The 26,107-nt window shown below is 40.8% G+C and carries 17 protein-coding genes; 8 read left to right on the forward strand and 9 right to left on the reverse strand.

Features of this window, described 5'->3' with window-relative positions; genetic code table 11:
• Positions 1-245: 245 nt before the first annotated feature.
• The 3 genes from B9T30_RS04165 to gspF all read right to left on the reverse strand — a co-directional run bounded on the left by B9T30_RS04165 (position 246) and on the right by gspF (position 2,546).
• Positions 246-581, reverse strand: coding sequence for a hypothetical protein (locus B9T30_RS04165; RefSeq protein WP_086183901.1), 336 nt, complete (start codon positions 579-581; stop codon positions 246-248).
• Positions 582-863: 282 nt separating this feature from the next.
• Positions 864-1,301, reverse strand: coding sequence for a type II secretion system major pseudopilin GspG (gspG, locus tag B9T30_RS04170; RefSeq protein WP_004649983.1), 438 nt, complete (start codon positions 1,299-1,301; stop codon positions 864-866).
• A gap of 39 nt (positions 1,302-1,340) precedes the next feature.
• The gene (gene gspF / locus B9T30_RS04175; protein WP_086183902.1) at positions 1,341-2,546 is read right to left on the reverse strand and encodes a type II secretion system inner membrane protein GspF; all 1,206 of its coding nucleotides are present in this window, start codon (positions 2,544-2,546) and stop codon (positions 1,341-1,343) included.
• Positions 2,547-2,698: 152 nt separating this feature from the next.
• Here gspF and B9T30_RS04180 point away from each other — a divergent pair, with 152 nt between their 5' ends.
• From B9T30_RS04180 to B9T30_RS04210, 7 genes are all read left to right on the forward strand, one after another.
• Positions 2,699-4,921, forward strand: coding sequence for a primosomal protein N' (locus B9T30_RS04180; RefSeq protein WP_086183903.1), 2,223 nt, complete (start codon positions 2,699-2,701; stop codon positions 4,919-4,921).
• A 59-nt stretch (positions 4,922-4,980) separates the two neighbouring features.
• Positions 4,981-6,822, forward strand: coding sequence for a monovalent cation:proton antiporter-2 (CPA2) family protein (locus B9T30_RS04185; protein WP_086183904.1), 1,842 nt, complete (start codon positions 4,981-4,983; stop codon positions 6,820-6,822).
• Positions 6,823-6,872: 50 nt separating this feature from the next.
• Positions 6,873-7,748 carry an Hsp33 family molecular chaperone HslO gene (locus B9T30_RS04190; protein ID WP_086183905.1) on the forward strand — a complete coding sequence of 292 codons (876 nt, stop codon included), beginning with the start codon at positions 6,873-6,875 and terminating at the stop codon, positions 7,746-7,748.
• Between the two features lie 337 nt (positions 7,749-8,085).
• A complete protein-coding gene (locus tag B9T30_RS04195) occupies positions 8,086-8,553 on the forward strand; it encodes a DUF2147 domain-containing protein (protein ID WP_086183906.1) in 468 nt (155 codons plus the stop codon).
• Positions 8,554-8,698: 145 nt separating this feature from the next.
• Complete coding sequence (locus B9T30_RS04200; RefSeq protein WP_086183907.1) at positions 8,699-9,667, forward strand: DnaJ C-terminal domain-containing protein; 969 nt, start codon at positions 8,699-8,701, stop codon at positions 9,665-9,667.
• Between the two features lie 10 nt (positions 9,668-9,677).
• On the forward strand, positions 9,678-10,016 hold the full coding sequence (locus tag B9T30_RS04205) for a chaperone modulator CbpM (protein WP_086183908.1): 339 nt from the start codon (positions 9,678-9,680) through the stop codon (positions 10,014-10,016).
• A gap of 96 nt (positions 10,017-10,112) precedes the next feature.
• Positions 10,113-10,379, forward strand: coding sequence for a YdcH family protein (locus tag B9T30_RS04210; RefSeq protein WP_086183909.1), 267 nt, complete (start codon positions 10,113-10,115; stop codon positions 10,377-10,379).
• A gap of 96 nt (positions 10,380-10,475) precedes the next feature.
• On the opposite strand, the gene B9T30_RS04215 is transcribed toward B9T30_RS04210, so the two are convergent.
• The 3 genes from B9T30_RS04215 to rpsO form a co-directional block, all read right to left on the reverse strand.
• Positions 10,476-11,711 (reverse strand): magnesium transporter CorA family protein, encoded by a 1,236-nt coding sequence (locus B9T30_RS04215; protein ID WP_086183910.1) that lies wholly within the window; start codon positions 11,709-11,711, stop codon positions 10,476-10,478.
• Positions 11,712-11,905: 194 nt separating this feature from the next.
• Entirely contained in the window at positions 11,906-13,993 is a 2,088-nt protein-coding gene (gene pnp, locus B9T30_RS04220) for a polyribonucleotide nucleotidyltransferase (RefSeq protein ID WP_171264123.1), read from the reverse strand.
• Positions 13,994-14,246: 253 nt separating this feature from the next.
• Positions 14,247-14,516, reverse strand: a complete 270-nt coding sequence (gene rpsO / locus B9T30_RS04225) for a 30S ribosomal protein S15 (RefSeq protein WP_086183912.1) — start codon at positions 14,514-14,516, stop codon at positions 14,247-14,249.
• A 243-nt stretch (positions 14,517-14,759) separates the two neighbouring features.
• Here rpsO and B9T30_RS04230 point away from each other — a divergent pair, with 243 nt between their 5' ends.
• On the forward strand, positions 14,760-16,058 hold the full coding sequence (locus B9T30_RS04230; protein WP_086183913.1) for a serine hydrolase domain-containing protein: 1,299 nt from the start codon (positions 14,760-14,762) through the stop codon (positions 16,056-16,058).
• A gap of 678 nt (positions 16,059-16,736) precedes the next feature.
• Here B9T30_RS04230 and recD read toward each other — a convergent pair.
• From recD to B9T30_RS04245, 3 genes are all read right to left on the reverse strand, one after another.
• Positions 16,737-18,500: an exodeoxyribonuclease V subunit alpha gene (gene recD / locus B9T30_RS04235; protein ID WP_086183914.1), complete on the reverse strand. Its 1,764-nt coding sequence runs from the start codon at positions 18,498-18,500 to the stop codon at positions 16,737-16,739.
• Positions 18,501-18,563: 63 nt separating this feature from the next.
• Positions 18,564-22,265, reverse strand: coding sequence for a UvrD-helicase domain-containing protein (locus tag B9T30_RS04240; RefSeq protein WP_086183915.1), 3,702 nt, complete (start codon positions 22,263-22,265; stop codon positions 18,564-18,566).
• A 6-nt stretch (positions 22,266-22,271) separates the two neighbouring features.
• A complete protein-coding gene (locus tag B9T30_RS04245) occupies positions 22,272-25,964 on the reverse strand; it encodes an exodeoxyribonuclease V subunit gamma (protein WP_086183916.1) in 3,693 nt (1,230 codons plus the stop codon).
• Positions 25,965-26,107: the final 143 nt, after the last annotated feature.

Below are 26,107 nucleotides of genomic sequence, written 5' to 3' on the forward strand. Positions count from 1 at the left end.
CTCTTAGGAGAGGGTTAGGGAGAGGTCTTTTAAAACTTACCCTCATCCTAACCTTCTCCCTGAGCCATATATAGCGCAAGAGAAGGAACTTTCAATAAATATTGAAGATTCAGTTTAAAAAAACTCTTTCGTCGTTTCTCAAGCAGCAAATCAGGCAGAAAAATTCCTTGCTTTATCAATGAAAAATAGAAAGAACTAAAACAAAAAAACCGAGGTCAATGCCTCGGTTTTTTATACACATCATTTTATAATTGAGTCACTAAATAAGACATCATGGTTGCTAAAAAAAACATTGGAATATAACAATAAATTTTGACCACACGGTGTTCTAAAGCTGAAATCTGTTCTTGTTTTAAGCTTAATACAGTCGCTTTCAATGCAGACCAAAAGCACAGTACCAGTAAGGTACTAAATACACTGATGGCAAAAAAGCCCACCATAATTTGGCTACTTCCCTCTGTCGCATGCCATAAAGTTAAAATACCTTGACTCATGGGAAGTAAACTCAAAATCAAAAGAACAGATTTGAGCATTGACCAATGAAATTGACCAATTTCATCCGCTATCATTAATGCTTTCATTCTATCCTCCATAGACAAAATCGTTGCCATTTCAAACATTATGCAAGTTTTTTTATAAATAAAAAGGCTATTTTTCTTCACACTTCATCATTATTGTAACTATTAAATATGGGAATAATTCTTATTATAACTACCAAATAGCAATATTATATTATCTGTATAAAATTCAACATCTTAATATATACTCATTAATTAAGATTTATTATCACTTCACTTTGTATTGAACCATCAGATCAAGTGAAGTGATTTATTTCATAAATACAATAAAATAATGATTCTCAGTTAAGGCTGATAATAAATATCAGTATCTGTACCTTCGCCGCCTTCTTTACCATCTGCGCCAAAAGAATACAAATCAAAGGCACGACCTTCGGCACCTGGAATCACATATTGAATATCATTATCCCAGCTGTCTTTTGGATAGCCGCCTTTCACATAACCACCTTGCATCCAGTTTTTTGCAGAAGCAGGTTGATTGACTAAAGCATCTAAACCACCATCTTGCATCGAAGGATACTTACCATTATCAAGCTTATATTGATCTAAAGCACCTGCAACGCCTTTTAAAGTAATGGCAGAGGTATCCACTTTGGCTTTCTCACCACGCCCCATGACATTCGGTACAATCAGTGCAGCCAACACCCCTAAAATCACAATCACCACCATTACTTCAATGAGGGTAAAGCCTGATTGCTTCGCTTGATATTTTTTAGCTTGCATATAACTCTCTCGCAAAAATCTTTATCTTTATAAAATGGGTTAAATCATATTATTCATATTTACAATCGGCAACATCACCGCGATTACAATCACCAAAACAATACTCGCCATCACCACCAACATTAATGGTTCAAGCAGTGCCAGTAAAGTTGAAATTAAGGTGGTGACTTCACGATCTTGCATGCTTGAAGCTCGCTCGAGCATACGATCCAGTTCGCCCGAGGCTTCACCACTTTTGATCATTTGTACCATCATCGGGGGGAAATAACCACTACGCTCCAGTTGCGTTGCAAGGTTGCCGCCTTCTGTCACTTTCTCTGCCGCTAAATTGACAGAATCACGAATCACCCAGTTATTACTGACCGCTGCGCCAATTTTAAGCGCGTCTACCAACGGTACACCAGACTTGGTCAAAATCGATAAGGTACTGGCAAAACGTGCAGCATTTATACCACGTGATAATTTACCAAATAATGGCAATTTGAGTGTTAAACGATCAAAAGCATAATGCCCAGCCGAAGTTCTTAAAAACCGAACTAATGTAATAAAACCCGCCACACCTGCGACAAGCAAAAAGGGCCATGCCACCCGAATAAAATCGCTGGCTTTCATTAAAGCAATCGTAATCCAAGGCAGTGCATCTTTACTTTGATCAAAAGTTTTGACAATGTCTGGCACCACGTAGGTCATCAGCCCCATCACAATCGCAAAAGACATTAGCATCAGAATAATCGGATAAATCATCGCACCCTGCACTTTCTTTTGCATGGCAAAACGGTTTTCGGTGTAATCTGATAATTGATCTAGAATTAAATCAAGATGCCCTGAACGCTCACCCGCAGCAATGGTGGCAATATATAAATCGGGTAACCGCCCTGCTTGCTGCAAAGCATTGGCAAGTGAATGCCCTTCCATAACTTTTGAGCGTACCGACATCAACAAGTTTTGCACATGTACTTTTTCACTTTGTTTACCCACGGCACGCAGTGCTTCTTCTAAAGGAATCGCAGCGGCAACCAAAACTGAAAGTTGACGGGTAAATAAGGCCAAATCATAAGCGGTGACTTTTTTCTGCAACCATCGTTCTGAGCGATGCTTATCTTTTTGCTCAACAGGATCAACCGTCACAGGAATGAGGGATTTGTCTCTGAGCTGTTGACGAATTTGACGCGCGGAATCGCCTTCTAACACGCCTTTTTGCTGCTTCCCTGAAGCATCAATGGCAGTAAATTGATATGCAGGCATTGTAATGCTCTAATTTTCCAAAATTTGCTTCAGCGCTGTTGCGTCTGACCACCAAAATCATTCATATTCTGAGACATAAATGATTTGCTCACTCTAACATAACTCGATCTTGAGCACGACGAAATTTGATTAGGACGATTTGACCCTTATTTATGCCAAATACAACATCGACTCCATCCAATATTTATCGCATTCGTGTTGCTGTATCTGTACATGTCTATGACTGCTTTGATTACAGCCTAAGTGCCCAACAGTACCAACAGGCCCAAGTCGGTGCACGTGTTGCTGTGTCGTTTGGACGACAAAATCTGGTCGGGATTATTGTGGAAAAATTAACACCAGACACCCCGATTGACCCCCGTTTTAAACTCAAAGCCATTACCGAACTGCTCGATGAGCACGCTATTTTAGATCAGAAAAGTTTAAGTTTATTGACATGGTCAGCGCAATATTATCAATTTCCAATTGGTGAAGTCTTCCAAAGTGCCTTACCAACTTTTTTACGCCAAGGTAAACCGTATAATTTATTGGCACGTATGTGGAATGTTTTAGACTTGCATGCCGAAGCAAAAGTGACCCGTTCGGAAAAACAACAAGAAGCTTATAAAATACTCAAATTGCATCCAACAGGAACCACAGAAAATATTTTAAATTTGGCTGGTATTGAAACAGCCACACTAAAAGCTTTAGAAAAAAAAGCCATTGTGGAATGTGTTTTAGAAAAGCAAGATTTCAGCCCACAGCCTGTCACACTGGCGCAAATGCCCTTAACCGCCAATGAAGAGCAAAAGAAAGCCATTCAACACGTGCTCAAGGCACAGAAAAAATATCAAGCCTTTTTACTCGATGGCTTAACGGGTAGTGGCAAAACTGAAGTGTATTTGCAGATCATGCAAGATGTTTTGAAACAAGGCAAACAAGTGTTGGTGTTGGTGCCTGAAATTGGTTTAACGCCACAAACCATTAGCCGCTTTCAATCACGTTTTCATAGCAATATTGTGTTACTCCATTCAGGGCTGAATGACACCAAACGCTTACAAGCATGGCAAGCCGCGCAAACAGGCAAAGCCTCTATTATTTTGGGCACCCGTTCTGCCATTTATACACCGCTGCCCAATTTAGGTTTAATCATTTTAGATGAAGAACATGATCTGTCCTTTAAACAACAAGAAGGTTTTCGCTATCACGCCCGTGATGTCGCAATGTATCGTGCGCATTTAGAAAGTTGTCCGATTATTTTAGGTTCAGCCACCCCAAGCATCGACAGTTATGCACTGGTGGATGCAGGCAAAATGACCCGTTTAGAACTGAGTCAGCGTGCAGGTGTGGCACTCATGCCGAAAATTCATCTGATTGATCTGAAAGTTGCTCAAAAGCAAAATGGCATTAGCCAAAGCCTGCTTGATGAAATACAAAAACGCCTCGATAAAAAAGAACAAGTCTTGGTGTTTTTAAACCGACGGGGTTATGCGCCCGTGTTGATTTGTGAAAGTTGTGCATGGCAGGCAAAGTGCCCACATTGTGATGCCAATTTCACCGTACATCGTCAACCGTATCAGCATTTACATTGTCACCATTGCGGCACGATTCATCGCATGCCAGATCATTGTCCACAGTGTCAGCATACCGAACTCAAATCGATTGGTCTGGGAACGGCCAAGGTTGAAGAACATTTACAACAGTTATTTCCCAAATTTGACGTGATACGAGTTGACCGCGATTCCACCAGTCGGGTGGGGAGCTGGCAAAAAATTTATGACAAAATTCAAAAAAGTGAACCGATTATTTTGCTTGGCACACAAATGTTGGCAAAAGGACACCACTTTCCTTACGTAACTTTAGTGGCCATTTTAGATATTGATTCAGGCTTATTTAGTGTCGATTTTCGCGCCACAGAACGCACAGCGCAACTGATTGTTCAAGTGGCAGGGCGTGCAGGTCGCGGGGAACGCAAAGGTGAGGTCTATTTACAAACGCTCAGACCTGACCACCCTTTACTCACGACATTAATCCAAGAAAATTATTATCATTTTGCCAAACAAACCTTAAAAGAACGTCGTGCAGCTTTACTCCCCCCGTTTCGGTATGCAGCACTGATTCGTTGTGAGTCGAAAAATCAGGAACAAAACCAAGCCTTCTTAGAACAACATGCCCAAGCCTTAAGACAGGTTTCAGAAAACCTGATTGATATTTGGGGACCCATTCCAGCGCCAATGGAACGCAAAGCGGGACGTTATCAAGCACATATGGTACTGCTATCGCAAGATCGGGCGAGATTACATTTTTATATTCGGGCTTGGTGGCAAAATATGTTGCATCAAAAGCCCTCAACCATGAAACTTACCTTAGATATAGACCCTCAGGAATTAAGCTAAGTTAAAGTTCACCTTTGGCTTAATTTTTTTGGCACTAAAATAAATTCTAGGACAGGCTGATGTCGCTACTGTTACAAATTACGATTTTCCTTGGTGCGTCCTTACTCTTGGTTCCGTTGGCCAAACGCTTCGGAATTGCCACCGTACTCGGTTATTTGTTTACAGGCATTTTGCTGGGTCCCAGTGTATTCAATATTGCTAGTGACCCTGAATCCATCCAAGAGTTGGCTGAATTTGGCGTAATTCTGTTAATGTTCATTATTGGGCTAGAACTGCGACCACAACGGCTTTGGGAAATGCGTAAATCCATCTTTTTGATGGGTAGCTTACAAGTCGGCATGACTGGCATTATTCTTGCTATCGTTGTCTTTTTTGCCTTACAACAAAACATTGCTGCAAGTTTTGTCATTGGTACTGCACTCGCGCTGTCATCGACGGCTTTTGTTTTGCAACTACTGGCCGAAAAACAACAACTCAACACCACCTTTGGGCAACAGTCTTTTTCTGTACTCCTATTTCAGGATATTGCTGCCATTCCCCTGCTGGCAATTATTCCCCTCTTAGCAGGCAATGAATCGACCCATCACGGTATTGCCTATTTCGCCGCAATTATTGCCACTTTTAGCGGTTTATTTTTATTTAGCCGTTATATGATGCGGCCCTTTTTTCGCTTTGTCGCTAAAAGCGGTGCACATGAATTAATTACGGCTGTAGGTCTATTTATTGTCTTGGGCGTTGTAGTGCTGATGGATGTACTCGGTATTAGTACTACTTTGGGTGCATTCTTAACAGGCGTGTTACTGGCAGACTCAGAATTTCGACATGAATTGGAAGCCAGTATTGCGCCCTTTAAAGGACTTTTACTCGGTCTCTTCTTTATGACCGTGGGGATGACCACACAATTGTCACTCTTGGTCGATATGCCGTGGTTGATTATTGGTGGGGCATTTATTTTAATATTGGTGAAAAGCATAACCCTCACTGCCATTGCCCGTTATTTAAAATATTCATGGCGCAACAGTTTGCTGCTTGCGACCTGCTTATCTCAGGGGGGTGAGTTTGCCTTTGTGGTTCTGAAAGTCGCAAGTAGTGAAAAAGTCATTAGCCAAGCCATTTTGGAACCGATAACCCTTATCGTGACACTGTCAATGGTGCTCACGCCCATGCTGTATTGGCTGATCAGCACATGGATTATTCCTGTACTTGATAAAGAAAAAGCCCCTGTCTATGACGAAATTCCAAATATTCACAACCCGATGATTATTGCTGGATTTGGACGTTTTGGACAAATCATTGCGCGTATTGCCCACCTACAACATCAATCCTTTACCGCCATTGACAGCAATTTAGAAAAAGTTGATTTCGTGCGTCAGTATGGTGGTACGTTATACTATGGAGATGCCACACAACCCGATATTTTACGCTCTGCGGGTATTCAACATGCTAAAGTTTTTGTGTTAGCCATTGATGATATTGAAGACTCCATGAACGTGGCACGGCATATTCGTTTAAATTATCCGAATCTGAAACTGTTGGTACGTGCCCGTGATCGTCATCATGTCCATTTACTGCGTGATTTAGGTGTCGAACAGATTTGGCGTGAAACCTACTTATCATCGCTTGGTATGGCCTATCGTGCCTTGCGTGAATTGGATATTAGTGAAGAAGATGCGTATAAAAGTATTGAATTGTTCCGTGATTACGATGAAAAGTTATTAATTCAGCAACAACGTATTTATACCGATGAACAAAAGGTCTATGAAACCCATCGTAATGCTTTAGCAGAGCTAGAACACTTATTTGAAAGTGATGCTCAAATTCGTCAAGAACCTACTGGCGTCAATTTACAACGCGACTTAGCGCATCCGCGTATTGATGTCACACGAGATGATAGTAACTAGCTTGTGTTTTACAATGTAGACACCATTAACACGGGCTATTGGAGAAATTTATGTCTGAATTACGTCAACGCTTTTATATTGAAAATTGCCCAATTCGCGGTGAAGTGGTCCATTTGGAAAAAGTATTACAAACAATTCTTGCCCAACGTGATTATCCTCAAGCCATTCAAGTCCTGTTGGGCGAAATGCTGAGTGCCACCGCATTACTTGCCAGTACCCTTAAAATTAAAGGTCGTATTAGCCTTCAAATTCAAGCAGCTGGCACATTCAAATGGGCGATGGCGGAATGTAATCATTTAGGTGAGTTGCGTGCATCAGCAGATTATGAAGAAGATTCTCGCTTCTTACAGGCAGAAAACAGCAGCACCGTTTTCAAAGCACTGGTCAATCCTGTCCTTTTTATTAACATTGAACCTGAATTTGGTGAACGCTATCAAGGCATCATTGCACTTGAATACGACACCTTAGCGGGTTGTTTGATGCAGTATTACGATTTATCTGTACAAATTCCAACCAAAATCATGTTAGCCAGTACCGCAGAATGTTCAGGTGGTTTACTCATTCAACTGTTACCACGAAATAGTGAAGAAGAGCAGCAACGTGTCGATGAAGACCTATGGCCTCGCCTGACCATGTTGACTGAAACCTTAAAACCTGAAGAACTGACCAAGCTCGATGCCACAGAAATTCTCTATCGTTTGTATAATGAAGAAGATGTCCGTTTACCTGACGTTGAGGAATTAAAATTTGGGTGTACTTGTTCTAAAGACCGTTGTGCCAATGCTCTAATTCAAATTGGCGTTGAAGCGGTACGTGAAACCCTCGAATTTCAAAATCCAATTACCATGGACTGCCAATTCTGTAGCACCCGCTATAGCTTTACTGCGGAAGAAGCTTTTGGCTTATTTGGTAAACATCTCAGCTAATGTAAGCTCAGTCGGTTAAAAAAGAGTGGCGATACAGCTACTCTTTTTTTTATACAAAAAATTAAACTCAATCTTGTTTTAAGTTCAACGGACTTAAACCATCAACATGAACTGAAATAATCCGCAGATAAAAAGATCAGCCTCCTGAACAACTCAATCAAAAGTCATTTTTAGGCTTTTTTTAAGATTCAAGCTTTCAAAACCCCACCAATCAAACATAATTAATTGTTTTTGTCAAATATTTTGCTTTTTCTTATTTGATTTCCACAAGGTTTATCGCTATAAATTAGGCGCTTTACTCTAAAACTATAAAATATTTCATTTTAAGGGGACATTAATGAAGAATTTATATCAAGGTATTCTTGCAAGCGTTATATTCGCAACACTTTCTTCCTTTAGTTTTGCTGCTAACATAAATGATCCTTTAGTCGGCAAATGGAAAACTGTAGATGACCGTACGGGTTATTCTCGTGCAGATGTCGAAATTAGTAAAAAACCAGATGGCACTTATGAAGGTGTCATTGTGGCAACGCGCAGTGTACCTGGCACAGAAAAAATGCTGACTTGTACCAATTGTCCTGGTAATTTAAAAGACAAAGCATTTTTAGGTTTACCTTTTATTTGGGGCTTTAAACAAAACCCAGATAATCCGCGTGAATTTAATCATGGTCGAGTGCTTGACCCGATTGGAGGCAAAATCTATAAAGGTAAGGCACGTCTCAGCGCAAGTGGCAAACATTTAAATCTACGGGGGTATGTCGGTGTTTCAGTGATTGGGCGTAGTGTAACGTGGATTAAATATTGATTTTATTTATGATTTTAAAAGACCCCTTTTCAGGAGTCTTTTTTTTGTCATAATTTGAAACAATAAGGTACAGATCTACACTATTTCAATTTTATGAAATAGCATAATAATGATTAAAACATAACCAGTTTTAGCTTCCTATTTTATGACTAAAAATTATTATGAAATTCTGGGTATTACGCGTAATGCCACCCCAGACCAAATCAAGAAAGCTTATCGAAAATTAGCTCGAAAATACCATCCCGATATAAGCAAAGAAGCGAATGCCGAGGAGAACATGCAAGCCATTAATGTGGCTTATGACACTTTAAGTCATGAACAGAAAAAAACTGAATACGATTTTCAGTTAGATCATCCAGAAGCCTTTTATCAATCTGATCAACATACAGGCACGGATGGTTTTGACCATACACAATTTTATCGTCAAGGCTCTGACCAACAGCAGCATTCAAATTTTAGTGGTTTTGAAGATCTTTTTGGACGTTTCGGTTCAGGCTTTGGTGGAGGAAATCATCACTATCAAAATCAACACAGGCAGCAACAACGTAGCTATAAAGGTGAAGACCAACATGCCAATATAGAGGTCGATGTTGACATTGCTTTCCATGGCTCAACCCAAAATATTACCTTACAAATTCCAACGTTGAATGCTTATGGAGAAGCAGAAGTTCAACGTAAAACATTAAAAGTCAAAATCCCTAAAGGCATGAAGGAAGGTCAACAAATTCGTCTGGCAGGACAAGGTCAAAGCGGGATCAATGGCGGTAAAAATGGCGACCTTTATATTGAAATTCACTATAAAGACACCGAGCAAATTCGAGTCGAAGGTGCTGATATTTATTACACCATTAATGTTGCACCGTGGGAGGCAGCATTAGGTCAAAGCATTGAAATCATGACCCCTGAAGGAAGTAAAGTTCAAGTAAATTTACCTAAAAATGCAAAAACAGGTCAACAGTTACGGTTAAAAGACAAAGGAATACCAAGTAAAACACCCGGTCATCTATTTTTGGTTTTAAATATTGTGTATCCAACTGCGCAAACTGAACATGAACAGCAGGCTTATCAAGCTTTCGCGGAAGCCTTTTCAACATTTAAGCCTCGTAATGCTTAAGGAGAGAATCATGACCACTATTCATTATCGTGAAATTATTTGTGATGGATTCAATCATGCCGAAGTCATCGATGAGCATCATAGTTTTGATTTAAAGCATTTTGCTGATGCCTGTGGACAGAGTCCTGAATGGGTTTTACAACTTTTAGAATACGATATTTTAGATACACGTCCAGAAGAACGAATTCATCAGTTTTTTGGTGATGATATTTCTCGTGCACGTCGAGCTTACCGTTTACAACGTGACTTTGATGCCAGCTTTTCTGCAGTCGCCATGATGCTTGACTTAATTGATGAAGTACAACAATTGCGTCAGCAAGTTAAACACATGAATGTAAAAGACTCTTAACCTGATGCTTTAAAACCGAATCGTATTGCCCTATATCGCCCCATATGAGGTTGATATTTCTATCATAAATGAACTCTGAGAGAATAATCTAGGCTTATGAAAACGAAAGAATGCAATAAAAAGATTAAACGAATGTTTCCTGAACATCAGGATTTGATCCATAAACTCCGTCATGATGACCCTCATTTTGCAAAAATATTTGAGAGTCATCAAGAATTGGATAAAGAAATCATCCAGCTTGAACTCAATCCAGTTAATTTAATTAATGATGATATTGAGTCAATGAAGCGTAAAAAACTAAAAATGAAAGATGAAATCTATAAAATACTGACGAAAAATGCTCAAGCAGGTAATTTTTCTTAAGCTCTAAGCCTAGGTCAGTCCATTTAATTTTTAGTTTAAGTCAACGTTGTATTGTTGTGCTTAAAAATAAGATTCCTTTTGATCAAAAGCGAACTGCTATTTAAGCTTGGTCAACTTTTCGACTTCCTTTATCGTTTCTTTAACGGATTGCTTAATCGGTTCATAATCTAAAAACCACAACAAATTAATATGCTGATCTTTATGCTGTTGGGCCAACATATCAATCACGCTCTTTTCACCACGCCCAACTAAGTGTCTACGATAGAAATAATAGACTAACAATAGCGTGGTGATAAACATGACCAGCAACATACTCAAAAAACCAATTGGAGACTTTAATCCAGGAATAAATTCAAAGTTCATCCCATAGATCCCTGTTAGTAAAGTAAGGGGGGCAAATACTGCGGTAATAATGGCAAGAATCCGCATATTTTCATTGGTTTGATTGGCAATTGCTGAAAAGTGTAAGTCCATTGCTGCTTGAACAGCAGCGCGAAGACGAACCGTATGTTTTTGAATTCGCTCAATATGACTCACCAAATCATCCATACGAATCAACATCACATCCTGTCTTTCAGGCTTTTTCTTACCTTTTAAATGTGGGTAGTTATCTACAATTTCATCGCGCAATTCTTGTAAAGTATCAATTTGCTCTTCACAAAGGTTTTCGACTTGTTGAAACGCCATATTCTCTTGTAACAGCTGATTCCATTTGCTAAACCGACGGTGACCTTGCAATAATTCTTGCTGCCAAAATTCAACCCGACGGGTCAATGGCACACGTAAATCTAAATAACCATCGACCATACTATTCAATAAGCGTAGCGCTAAATCTAACGGTGTAACCGCGAGTTTTCGCGGTTTATTCTGCTCTAAAAGTGGACGAGCAAGTATTGTTTCCATTCTTGAAATATAATTTTCAATTGCCCTATTACCCTGCTCACGTACCGTAATCAAAACTTGCGGGGTAATCATGAAACTAATGGGGGTTGTGGCTAAACCAAAGAATTTTTCATGCTGCTCAAGTGCTTGCTCACCAGCTTTAATCTCATCATCTGGCGTGATGAGTTTACGAAAAATAAGTAAGTCATAATCATCCATGGTATCAAAGACACAAGGATGTTCTAAATTCAGAATATCTTTAACATGGAATTCATTAAGTGCAATATCGGTATGCGCATAAATTTCTTTTTGCCATGCATCTGCACGATTCACCACATCATCTCGTGTGCAATCGACCCATAAAAACTCAAGCTCGGCTTCGTTATTTGGCTCTTTTTGTACAAAAATATGATGTTCTGTTGGATGCTGATAAAAATAATAAACTTGCATTAAAACAATTCTCTATTGTGCTTTTTTGTTGTTTACTCGATAGATATTCAGCTAAAACTTACAATCTATCCGTTGTAAAATTATGTGCTGAGTAGAAAACTTAAGCAATAAGATAAAGCTTTGTTTCTTCATACTGACTTCATTTCAATTTAAAAAAGCCCGCATGAGGCGGGCTTTTTTTAAACAAGGAACAATTATACTTGTTCGATGTCTTTCATTGTTAACTTGATACGACCACGGTTATCAACGTCAGCAACTTGTACTCTCACTTCTTGGCCTTCTTTCAATACGTCTGCAACATTGGCAATACGTTCGTTAGAAATTTGCGAAATGTGAAGTAAACCGTCAGTACCTGGCATGATATTCACAAACGCACCAAATTCAACGATACGAATCACTTTACCTACGTAAATTGTACCTGGTTCAATTTCAGCAGTTAATGCTTGGATTTTTGCAACCGCAGCAGCAGCAGCAGCTTTAGTTTCACCAAACACGCGAACTGTACCGTTATCTTCAATATCAATCGCCGCTTTAGTTTCTTCAGTAATGGCACGAATCGTTGCGCCGCCTTTACCGATTACATCACGGATCTTATCAGGGTTGATGTTGATCACTTGGAATGTTGGCGCATGCATTGAAATTTCAGGACGAGCACGTGAAATCACTTGGTTCATTTCATTGAGGATGTGCATACGACCCGCATACGCTTGGTTCAATGCAGCTTCCATGATTTCTTCAGTGATACCTTCAATCTTGATATCCATTTGAAGCGCAGTAATACCGTTTGCAGAACCCGCTACTTTAAAGTCCATGTCACCTAAGTGATCTTCGTCACCTAAGATGTCAGAAAGAACTGCGAAACGCTCGCCTTCTTTCACTAGACCCATTGCAATACCGGCAACTGGTGCTTTCAATGGAACACCTGCATCCATAAGGGATAATGAAGCACCACATACAGAAGCCATTGAAGATGAACCGTTCGATTCAGTAATATCCGATACGATACGAATTACGTACGGGAAGCGATCAGCAGGTGGAAGTACCGCTTGAACACCACGACGCGCCAAACGACCGTGACCAATTTCACGACGTTTAGGACCAGACTCACGACCTGTTTCACCTACAGAGTATGCAGGGAAGTTGTAATGCAACATGAAGTTGTCAGTTTTTGTACCTGACAATGTATCCACCATCAATGCATCACGTGTGTTACCCAAAGTCGTTGTAACCAATGCTTGAGTTTCACCACGTGTGAACAATGCTGAACCGTGTGCACGACCCAATACACCGACTTGAACGTCAATACCACGAACAGTTTTGGTGTCACGACCATCAATACGTGGTTTACCAGACAAGATATTGTCACGAACTGTACGGTATTTTAAGTCTTCAAAGAGTTCGTTCACTTCTTCCGCAATACCCGCTTCGTCATTTTCTGGAACGAATTGAGCAACCGCTTCTGCATAAAGTGCATCAAGTGCCGCATAACGGTCTTGTTTCACTGCAATGGTATAAGCTTCAGAAATTTTTGCTTCGAATGCATCTTTCAATTGACCAAGAAGCGCTTCGTTTTTGCTTGGCGCAACCCAAGTTGATTCAACCGCACCCGTAGCAGCAGCAAATTCTTTAATCGCTTGAATGGCGATTTGCATTTCGTCATGACCGAAAAGTACAGCGCCAAGCATTTGGTCTTCTGAAAGCTCTTTCGCTTCAGATTCAACCATCAATACCGCAGCTTCAGTACCTGCAACCACAAGATCAAGATCAGATTCTTTTAATTGTTCTTGGTTCGGGTTAAGAATGTATTCACCGTTGATTAAACCAACACGTGCACCAGCGATTGGACCACGGAATGGAACACCCGCAATTGACATTGCAGCTGAAGTACCCAACATTGCAGCAATGTCAGCATCCATGGTTTTATCAGAAGAAATAACCGTTGCTGTGACTTGGATTTCGTTATAGAAACCTTCTGGGAATAATGGACGAATTGGACGGTCAATTAAACGTGAAATTAAAGTTTCAGCTTCAGACTGACGGCCTTCACGTTTGCCATAACCACCTGGGATACGACCAGCAGCATATTGTTTTTCTTGGTAGTTAACAGTTAGCGGGAAGAAGTCTTGACCTGCTTTTGCTTTTGGTTGAGCAACAATCGCAACCAGTACAGTTACGCCGCCCATAGTAATTACAACAGTATTTGCTTGACGCGCAACACGACCTGTTTCTAAAACAACGGTGTGTTGACCATATTGGAATTCTTTACGAATAATATTAAACATCGACATGTATTTTTGTTTCCTGATTTTATTCTAGTGGAGACCCCTAAGGTTTGGCATTCACATTACCGCATGTAACTATAAATGACAAAGCTTAGAAGCCGACCTCACCAGATTTAAAAAAACACCAATTTAAGACACAAAGAAGGAGCGAAACATTCGCCCCTTCCCAATACCTAGCCGAAGCTAGGTAGACTTTCTTTTTCAGTCTGACAGCATTCAAAATGCAATCGTCCGAAAAATAAGTTTAATCGAATTAACGACGTAAACCTAAAGCAGCGATCAATGCGCTGTAACGAGTAGCATCTTTACCTTTAAGGTAATCAAGAAGCTTACGACGTTGGTTAACCATACGGATCAAACCGCGACGGCTATGATGGTCGTGTTTGTGATCTTTAAAGTGACCTTGCAAATCATTGATTTGAGCAGTCAATAAAGCCACTTGAACTTCAGGTGAACCAGTGTCGTTTTCAGCGCGAGCAAATTTAGCAACGATCTCTGCGCGATCTGCGTTTGTTAAAGCCATTCGATTTCTCCGAGATGCTTAAAAAAATTACGTATGATAAAAATCAATTGATTACTCAATTGACTGCCGTGCATCACTACAGCAAGTCGCCTATTTTAAGTGATCTATCGCTATATTGCAAAAATGATTTAAGTTCGTCGGCAATTCGGCAACTGACAGCATTAAATAAAATAGGCAAACTAACATTGGTCTGTTATCAATCTATAACAAAGAGCAAAGAAAATAAAAATATTGCGAGGAAATGTGAAAATTTTATCAACAAATACCTGTTATGTGCCAAAAGACCTGAATCAAGTGATTCGATCTAAAGATGAGGTTGCAGCTGAATTGGGGGGAATGACTGAAGAACAAATTCAAAAAATTTGGAACAGTGTCGAGGCTCTTTATCAAACAGGAAATTATCCTTTAGCCACTTTATGTTTACGTCGTCAGGGGAAAATACTTTTAAATCGCAGCATTGGTTATGCGCAAGGTAACTCGCCAGATGGCTTAGCGCCTGATGCCAAGATTGCTACACCCGATACACCGATCTGTTTATTTTCAGCATCTAAAATGATTACTGCAATGTTGATCCATATGCTGGATGAACGGGGTGATCTGAATTTACTCGATCCGATTAGCTACTATATTCCTGAATATGGTGTAAATGGTAAACGTCGTGCCACCATTTTCCACTTACTCTCTCATCGCGGTGGTATTCCTCGCATTGACAGCGAAGTCACCCCTGAGCTGCTTTTTGACCAAGAACGAGTTTTAAAACTTCTGTATGCAGCCAAACCTGTTTCGCCATCGGGTAATCACCTTGCGTATCATGCCGTCACCGCAGGCTATATTTTAGGTGAAATTGTTCAGCGCGTAACTGGACAAAGTGTTCGACAATTTTTGCATGAACAGATTGAAAAACCGATGGGCTTAGATTATTTCAACTATGGTTTAAAAGCTGAGTATCGTGCAGATGTGGCTTTAAATTATGCGACAGGCATGCATCCAAGTTTAGGTACAGACCATTATCTCAATCATGTCTTGGGTGGTGGCTTACAGCTTGCCGTAGATGTCACCAATGATCCCCGTTTTATGGACACCATTTGCCCTGCTGGAAATATTTATACCAGTGCTGAGCAAGTGGGGCGTTTCTTTGAAATGCTGTTGAGTGGTGGTGAATACCAAGGTAAACAAATTATGAGTGCCCAAACAGTATTTCGCTCAACCTTACCAACGTCAGGTATCAGCTTAGATCGAACATTATTAGCCCCCATGCGTTATGCCTTAGGTCCAATGCTCGGCAGTAATCCTATCGGTTTATTTGGACCAATGACGGGACAAGCTTTTGGACATATCGGTTTTTCAAATATTTTATGTTGGGCAGATCCAGAACGTGATATTAGTGTATCGCTATTAACCACAGGCAAATCTGTGGTGGGTACACATTTACCTATGCTCGCAAAAATGCTCTATCAAATTTCAACCAACTGTCCAAAAATTTCGAAAAACCAACGTCGTTCATTATTTGCAACAGATCGTCATGAAGCAGACTTAGTTTAAATACTTAAACTTGGCATATAAAAAAAAGCCCAAGCTAGGCTTGGGCTTTTTTTGCGCTGTAGTTTCTTATATTTTAGTTCTTGTTGTTTTATTTATAGTCATCATATTCGCTATTCCGCGTTTTTTATAATAAACAATCCATGTGTTAACTTATTACGTCCTTATGTGACATATTTTGCCATAAAGCCTTATGTAAAGAAGTCGACTTTTTCGTATCTCCGTGTAAGCATTTACGTACATTGGTTAATCTTTTTTTCATCATGTAAACCGAGCAATCTGTTACTGTGATTTAAACATCAGGGTTAAGCTCGACATCAATATCGACTGACTATAAAAACAGTGCTCTCCCAAGCTACCGATAAGTTCTAAAGTGCTTGAATTGCGTGTCTCAGATTAAGCAAGTCTTTGGATGACAGCTATTTTTTAGATATAAAAAAGCCTTGTAGTCTCTCCCAAAACTACAAGGCTTAGCGGCTGTAAGTTTCCTCTTTATCTTACTTCACTGTAAGTTCGCTGTCTGAAGACATTATTATTATGTTATGGCGATTATACCCAACTATCCGTGTTGAGCTTTTTATGTGAAGCCATCATCTCAAAAACGCTCCTAAAGCTCCATGCGCTAATCGCTCGAATTACTGTAAGCAATTTCGTACAAAAGTAAGTATTATTTATTTTTAATTAACAGTTTAGTAAATTATTAATTTTATCTAATAGACCACTCTTTCTTGAGGTCCGAACAGTCAAAGATTGTAGTAAAGCATCGGGGTCTACAAATAAGCTGACCACCTTTTTCGCGCGTGTAATGGCGGTATAAAGTAGTTCTTTACTCAATAAATTTTTCGCAGCCTCATCAAGCACCACAGCAACATGTGTAAATTCGGAACCTTGTGATTTATGAATCGTCAGTACAAATGCAGTTTCAATACTTTTCGGTAAGCGAGTCGCAGGCACCCATTTTTCTAAACTGGGAAAATACACTTCGAATTGTGACTGACCATCTCGACTACGCTTAAAGCAAATCCCAATATCACCATTCGACAAACCGAGTTGGTAATCATTATAAGTCATCATCACTGGTCGTCCGACATACCAATCCCCTTGCTTAGTCATCTGTCGTGCTAAGGCTTCAAGTAGGCGTTGTTCGATTTGGATATTGAGCTGTGCCAAACCTAAAGCACCATGTCGCATCGCGGTCAAAATGCGATAATCATCAAAAACTTTGACCACTTCTGCGATGTAAAGTTCTGGCTCATCGGCGGTTAAATAGCTTTTTAACAGCTCAATATAATGCTGATAACCCAGTATCAATTTGTCGTAATACGGCAGCCAATCCACTGGCTTCGCGCTATTTTTTGGCAAATATTCCAGTTGAATCTGATCTTCCATTTCAGCAGTGAGCACGATGGCTTTTATTTCACTTGGATGAACCACTTGCTCGGCAAATTTTTCGAGCAATGCAGCAGTGTTTTGGCTCGGCTGTTGCGCCTGAATAAATTGAGCCATTTGCCCAATCAACGCGCCTTGCTTAAAGCGACGACTGTTAAGCAAATTCACCCGATTTTCTGCCAACGCTGGAACTTGTTGTAAATCGGCAAGCACTGAGCCGACATCGACCGCGGCCAATTGATCCGCGTCGCCCAATAAAATCAAGCGGGCATGCTCAAGTACAGCAGACAACAGCATTGTTGCCAAACTCAAATCCAACATCGACGCTTCATCAATCACAATCACATCGTAAGGCAACGGTTGTTGGGCATGAAAACGCGGCTGAGCATTGCTGCCTAAACCCAATAAACGATGAATGGTAATCGGATTGAGTTGTTTTAACTCATCTGTCACCAAATCCTGAAGTTTTTCATCATTTAAAGAGTTTTGCAGCGCTTCTTTCATCCGCTGTGCAGCTTTTCCTGTGGGCGCCGCCATCGCAATACGAATATTGGGCATCGCTTGATTCAGCACGGCAATAATCCGTGCCAAAGTATAAGTTTTCCCCGTCCCCGGCCCACCGGTAATAATATTTAATCCATGCTGGGCGACCATGGTTAAAGCTTGGATTTGATGTTCATCAGTCAATAAATGAGGATAAGCCGAGATATCAACAGCTGCTATTTTTTGCTGTTTTAAGCGTGCCACCTGCTGTGCCAAAGACTGTTCCAAAGCCCAGTAACGATACAGATACAAGCGCTGACCATCAAAAACAAACGGTGCAATCTGTTGCCCAATATGGGCAGCTGAAACCACCAGATCATTTAAAGTCTCGGCTTGTTCCGAACTTGCAGAAATACAACTGTCACCCTGTTGAATTGCCTCAAAAACTTGCTCAATAATGTCACTGCTATTTTCGTGCTGTGGTGCATGACTCAAGGGCTTCTGGCGAATAAACCGACTCCAAGTGCTGATCCATTCAGTGCTTTGACTCGCTTTGTATTGTTTATTTTCCACACAGTTATCCTCAAAGTTACCCACAGCTTAATTTATTGTTTAAACACTGTTAATTTCGATCAACTAAACAATTTTGCTGCTTTTATCTTCAGCAAAATAGCCCAAAATAGCATCAAGTCGCAGCACAAATTCGGTATCTGGTTTCCAGTGATAGTAGCCTTGCTCTGCTTGTCCATTCATGCCGCGCAAATACAAATAACTCGCGCCGCCCAAATGCTTTTCAATCTCATAATCTTGCATTTGTAGCGTTAAATAACGATGTAAAGCCACCAGATATAAGCCTGCCTGCAACCAATAACTGGCTTGCGACATACTTTGCTGAATTGCCGTTGCAGAATAATGGATTTGATCTGTACCTAAAAAATTACTTTTATAATCGGCAATGTGATATTGCTGACCATCAAAATAAACCAAGTCTATCGATCCTGTTAAATAGCGCGCAGAATTTGCTGGATTAAAATCAAGCATTTCAATGCCATATTCTGCATAGAGCTGATGAATTCGTTGAATCGCTAACACATGATCTGACAATGAGAGATAAAAAGGAAATTCGGCTAAATGTTCATGTTCGGTCAGCTGATTAAGTTGAAAGGTTTGATGTAAGGGCGTCGCTAAAACCTGCTGCAACCATTCACTCATCCAAGCAATCAACTGCTCTTCGTCTGCTTGCTGAAATTCTTGCTCATATTTTGCCAAAAGTTCTATCCATAAACTTGGATAATCATTTTTAAAACGGCGGCGAATCTCCAAAGCCCAATCTTGCGGATCTTTAAAATCAATATGTTCAAAAATTTCATGCAGGAAGGTTCCTGCAACCGTTCCCATGGGAAACTGACGTTTAATCCATGACAGCGGTTGGCTTGAAGTCGTTGCAATGGCATCAATGCGATGAATTTCATCTGCCGCACTGAGCATTTTTTCAGTCTGAACAGCAAAAATGTCCATAACTTGTTTACGCGTTAAATGTTGTGCCAAGGCACTAAAACTGGTTTTGGAGCGTGGATAAAAACGCTGCGTTGGAAATTTCAATGCCTGTAAAGGTCGTAAGGGTTGTGCTTGTTTAATCTGTAACTGAATAGGCTTATCCGTCAGCAAGGCTTCATCGGCACTACTAGCATGAACAAAGGCTTGTCCACGCCAAAACGCCAAGCCATTGACTGATTTACCTTCTTGATCTTGTAATAGTGCATAGACACGGTGGCTTGCTCGGGTCAGTGCCACATACCAAAGTCGATGCTGCTCTGCGACAGCACGTGCATTGTGCTGATCAATCGCATTTTGATCCAATAAATTTTTATCATTCACCGCCACCACACGTTGCAGTTCCACTTTCCCCGTCACGGGATGAACATACTCTACGGTGGAAAAATTCAGCGTCTTATTCATTTCCCTGAAATCTTTATCGGCCCCAAGTAGAAAAACAATTTTAAATTCCAATCCCTTAGACTGATGGATGGTCATTAACTGAATGCCTGCCTCATTGGACAGTTTACGTTCCAGTTCCCACTCACGTTCTGCTGGCGATTGCAGTTGTTTTAAATACCAATGATAGAGCTTTTGCGCACCTTGATATTGTTCGCTGTGCTGACTGAGCAATTCGGTCAAATGGCGTAAATTCACCACAGTACGTTCATTATCTCGGCTTTGTGTTGCCACCACATTTTTCCAAACGTGGAATAAATTCAAAGCATATTGCCAAGCCGTTAAAAAGCCTTTTTCTAGCCACATTTCACGGATGCAGTCAAAGTCATAAATAAACTGACTTAAGCCATCGGCCTGCGCTTCAAGCTGCATTAATTGTTGTAAATTAAAACCCAACAATCGACTTAATAAAGCCCGTTTAATTTTAGCCTCATCGTAAGGATGCATAATTGCGCTGAGCAAAGCGCCGACATCTTTGGCGACTTGATGATCAAATACACTGCGTTTTGAAGGGCGATTGACCCGAATACCTAAACGTTCCAATTCATATTGAGCTTTGTCTAAACCATCGTGGTTTTTCGATAAAATGGCGATGTCATTTTCAATTAAATATCGTGGGTTGCTCTGTTCTGCCAGATAAAGCGTTTCTTCAATCCCCTGATTCAATAAATCACGGATTTTCCATGCCACTTGAATGGGTTCATCTTTTTTATCATTTAATAACAGCCAACGTAGTGGTTGATGATTTTCACCGTGCGCATCAATAAGCGGTGGATGTGGACGAACACCGGCTGCAACGGGACTGTAAATCACCTCTTCACCAAAATCCATTTGCCGTTGAAACAGTGCATCAACCGCTTCTACCAAGACTTTCACAGAACGATGATTATGCCTGAGGCTGTATTCTTGACCTTGCTTACTCAGTACATCGGCACGCGCTTTGTTATAGGTCAGCATGTCGCCACCGCGAAAGCCATAAATCGCTTGTTTGGGATCACCGACCATAATCATGCAACTTTGGCTATAGCGCTTGGCATCGCGCCAGATTCGCGCCAATATATCGTCTTGATCTTGGTTGGTATCTTGAAATTCATCCACCAGAATCAGTGGATAATGTGCTTGTACAAACTTGGCGAAACGCAAACCTTGTTCACCTTGCAAAGCTTCCGACAAGGTACGAATTTGCTGTGCAAACGTGGTTTCACTTTTTTGTTGCAGCACTTGCGGTAAGCGTTTTTTCACTTCGCGGCTTAAATAAAATTTTAAATACGCATCCAATACATCCAAATCTACACTGAGTTTGGACAACGCTTCACAAAAGCGACGTAAGCTTTGTATCAGCACATGCTGATCAAACTGATTGAGCACATCTTCAGCACATTTATTTAAGACTTTTTTAGTCGCAAGATCGGTTAGATTTTTCAGTGTTTTTTCGAAATGCGGCGCAAATAAAGCATAGCTGCCTTGCTCAGCCAAAGCCTGAATAAAAGCAGGTAAATCCTGACATAGCGTTCGTTGCATTAAGCCATCAGTCCGCCATTTTTTACCAATCACCGCATGATGTTGCCCTTCTGGCTGATAATATTCACTTAAAGTTGCAATCAGAGTTAAATCCAACTGCACAAAATCATTAACCAATTGTTCAAACTGCATTAAATCCAATGTAGGAGGTGTGACTTCCTGAAACTGTGCCGAAGCAAAGTTCAGCGTATTTTCCACCACAGGGATATAGGCATCTTGTGATTTTAGTTTTTGATTAAGCAGCAAATAATCGACAACATTTTGCGGTTGCAGTTGAATCCATTCACGTAGGACATCGTGAATTAATTGCTGGGTATAACGCTTAGCATCATCGGTAATATCAGCACGTTCAATTTTGCCACTTTCAAAGGAAAACTCACGCAATAACTTTTGACTAAAACTGTCCAGTGTGCCGACAAATAACTCATCCAGCTGATCAAGCACTAATTTTAAACGCTCACGCGCATAATCCACGCGCGTAGCATAGTCCTGTAAAACCTTTTGCAATAAAGGATCCGTTTCGCCTGTAATTTTGGCTTGAATTTCAGCTTCAGTGAGTGATTGACAGCCTTCAAAATAACGTAAGGTTTCAAGCAAGCGTAGCCGAATACGATTTTTGAGCTCTGCGGCAGCTTTACGGGTAAACGTGGTCGCAATCACCTGATTCGGCAGATAAGCGCCGAGAAAAATCCGTACCATCAAACTGGATAAAGTAAAGGTTTTGCCTGTCCCTGCCGACGCTTCAATCCAGTGCAACCCTTTGAATTGCATATCGACAATCGGGTTGAATGATATTTTTGTTAATGTTTGAGGATGATTCATGCTGTTTTATTCCTCAATCACAGATTGATGCCAAAAGACCGGCTGATAGAGCTGATAGGAAAATTGTTTGCAAGCCTGTTCAAGCAAAGCGGTGGCATCTTGTTCCTGTAAAATAAATTGCCAGTCACGGTGCATTTTGGTCGCTTCATTATCGGCAACCGAAAAACCTGTAAATTTGCCATCTTCATGCCAATCTTTATAGATCACTTCCATATCTTCAATACACATCTGATTTTGCTCATTGGCTTGCCAGTCATGCACTTTATCTTTTTCAGCAATTTTCAGCAGCAAAGCAGCAGGTAACACCAAAGGCTGAGTTTGTCCATATTTCCACGCCGCTAACCAGTGTGAAATCCATTCCCGCGCCTGATTAGAACTCACCCCCTGACATAAAATAGTTCGGTCACTAAACACCACAATCCGCGTCAGTTTTTCACCACCCTCGCCCATATTTAAATACGCCAGCCAAAGTAAATATTCTAACCACACTTTGGCGCGACGCTTGGCACGTGCACTGGAATCCTCCAGACTGACCCATTGTTCTGCACTGTTTTTAGGCAGGCGAATGTTCATATAAATCTGATCATTGATCTTCCAGACCTGCTGTGTCGTCGGGGTCGTTTCAGATGCATAGTTCAACAAGCGATCTTGTAAGCGCTGTTGTTCCAATACACTCATGTGCCAACTGCTGTGTTGCAATTTTCCAATCGGCAGCTGATCCATTAATAATTCAGGTTTTGCTTCACCTTCATGTTGCTGTAAAAAATGCCGTACAGCATAACGCCCTAACCCATCCAGTAATAACGGTTCCTGCACTGCGGGTAAATCTTCAGGGCGTAAATTGTCTACGCCCAAGGTTTTTAAATATAAGCGTGCTGGAAAAGTCACATCCTGAATCCACTGATGGCTATCCAACACTTGTACATCTTGTTGTAGATGTTGATATGGGGTATTCACCCAAGCCGCACGTTGTCCCGTGGCGTGACGAATTTGCCCAGCCACACTGAACCATTGATCCTGATAACGCACAGGCTTTACGGATTCAAAACCAACGGGATCAAACGGTAATAAAGGATGCACGTGATAAAGGGATTGTAGTTGTTCTGCTACGTCAACCCCATGAATATTCACGGTTTCATTCACCGCAGCATCGGGTTGTTTCGACTGCACAATAAAAGCCAGATGTTGAATCAGTTCCTGCAACACGGTTGATGGATCACGCACCTCACCATCGTTAATATCGAAGCCATTATAAAATAACCATAAGCTTTCTTGTGCCAACAACAGGTTATCTAAAAATGCGCCTTGATCATCTTCCAAACGTGAACGATCGCCCAATTGCGGTTTCAACAAATCCATTAAATCAAAGGGTAAATGCTGGCTGCGATTTGGAAATTTACCACTGTCGAGTCCAAGCATCACAATCAGTTTATAAGGTACAGGTCGAATCTGACCAATTTGACTAAAGGTAATTTGCCCCGTCGGTTCAGCATGTTCCAGTTGTGTTTCTAAAGTACTGTTAATTTCAGCCAATAAATACGGCAATGGCAAACTCAACGCACGTAAGGCATGATGATCGTGCTCATCATAAAAACTGGCAAGCGTCAGCATGCGTTCTTGTTTTTTAATAATTTTATAGACACTGCTTAAAGATTCGACCCCAGCATCTTCAAATTCAGTAATGTCCTGCATCAGCCGTTTCAGCCATGTTTCAACAGGCACACTTTCGCCTTGTTCATGTGCTGTCATCCAGTCACGGCGTGCATCAAAATCTTGATAAATCTGGATCAGCTTGGCAATTAATTCAAAATCACTCGGCAGTACTTTGGCAAAACTGAGCGTGCCTTGAAATAAAGTATGTTCAGGAATGGCGATACCCAAAGCCAGACGATCGAGCGCAAATTTAAAACTAAAACGATAGTCGTCATCACCTGCAGATAAACTGCGCTGCAAATGCTGTGCATCTAAGCCGCGTTTAAAGCCAGCATCAATTAACAATTCCGTGATGCGTTCAATTGCATTGACTTCTAAACCGTAAAGCTGCTGGGTTGCACTCAGACTCAGCCAATCGGCAAAATCTTCAATGCTAAAACGTCTTTGAATCAGTTCAATTCGCCCCAAAACTGCTGTCCAAGCATTCAGCGCATCCAGCTGAGTGACCCCTGCAATTTTAATCGGCAGATACACACTGTCTCTGGACAGTTGATGACTACTGCCTGTTTTTTGCTGAATCAGATCGCGTTCACTGGGTGGTGGCGCAAACACACTACGAATTAAAGGTTCTAGTTCACTTAAACTTGGACTCAATACCAAAATATCGCTGGGTCTGCGCGGCTCGTCTTTACTGCCTTGTGCCAACCAGTGAATCAGCTGCTCTTTTAAAACTTCCAGCTGACGTAAACTGGAATGACAGACATGAATCTGAATCGAATCATCCTGCTCATCTAATACATATTGCTGCTGTTCGGGTTCAACCAAATACAACACATCAGACTGCACTTTAGCCAATAAATGGTTTGCATAATCATCGACAAAGGCATCTGCCCAAATGCCATCTTCGCCTGAAGACAAGTTGGATAATAAGGAAAAATGATCTCGTGCTTGTTTACCAAAACGCGTCAATAACAGATGGCGTGATTCACGCTGTTCCGCATTAAAATTTAAGGTAAATTCCTGAAAGAATTTTGTAATGTCCGCATCACTGGCTTGCGGGTTTTTAGCAATAAAACGTTCTTTTACCCCAACGTCATAACGGGCTTTCCAATTTGGATCGACACTGTCCGCCCAATACTCTTGCGAAGGATTGTAGTGCAAAATATAAATATCAATGTACTGCCCCAAACGGCGTAAAAATGCCAGTTGCATGGGTGGCAAATCCAGCAAAGTAAAAATCACCAACTGGGACGGTAATTTTTTTAAGGCAGCTTGCCGTGTTTCAGGATGATCCAGAATTTCCCAAAACATGGCATCAATACTTTGCATCTGCTCAAAGTCTTGATGAAAAACTTCCTGCCATAACCAACGCTGCCATGCTTCCAATTCATGCGCTTGATTTAAAGTAAATGCAGAAATTTCAGTATTGGTTTTAAAAAACATCTGTTCAATCGGCAGTTGTTTATTTTGTCCCCATGCCTGCAACCAATTGCTTGGACAGTTACATAAATTGGCTGGGCAGTTTTTCTGACAATGCCCACGATATTCCATGTAATGACTAAACAAGCGTGATACTTGTTCCGCCACCCAATACAGCATGCCTTGCTTTTTCAGCTGCTTTTCCACCCCTTGTTCTAAACGATCAGCACTGTCATAAATGCGCTGTACAATCGAATATAAAGGATGATCTGGGGTTAAAGGATTTTGCTGCGCTTGAATAAAAGTTTTTAAGGCTTGAAAGATGCGCCACTTAATAATAATGCGTGGAATATTGGCTTTACGAACCTGTTCTTTTTGCTCGACCAACACCCATTGATAAGCTGACCATTGAAAGCCGCGAATACGATGATGAAATTGGGTATTGGCACTAATGCCTTTTTGTTCTGCTAATTTTTGCGTTAACCATGCTTCAACCGCATGCGAAGGCACAATAAAATGTTGAGTTTTAAGTACCTGAAAAGGCGTTGCAGCAGGCTTATTCACGGTCGTCAACATGGCATGGACAAGCACATCAATACGCTGACTTTGAATCACATGAATTGCCATGAATTACCTACTCCACTCTTTTTTTAAATACAATGCCTACAAAAGCATAAAAATTATTTACTATACATCTGCATCTGTCTATGTCACTTTGAGATTTCGGTTCGATTCAAAAATGCTTTGAAATTCGTACCTTAATAGGGTCT

This window comes from Acinetobacter sp. ANC 4973 (assembly GCF_002135275.1).
Lineage (GTDB): Bacteria > Pseudomonadota > Gammaproteobacteria > Pseudomonadales > Moraxellaceae > Acinetobacter > Acinetobacter kyonggiensis.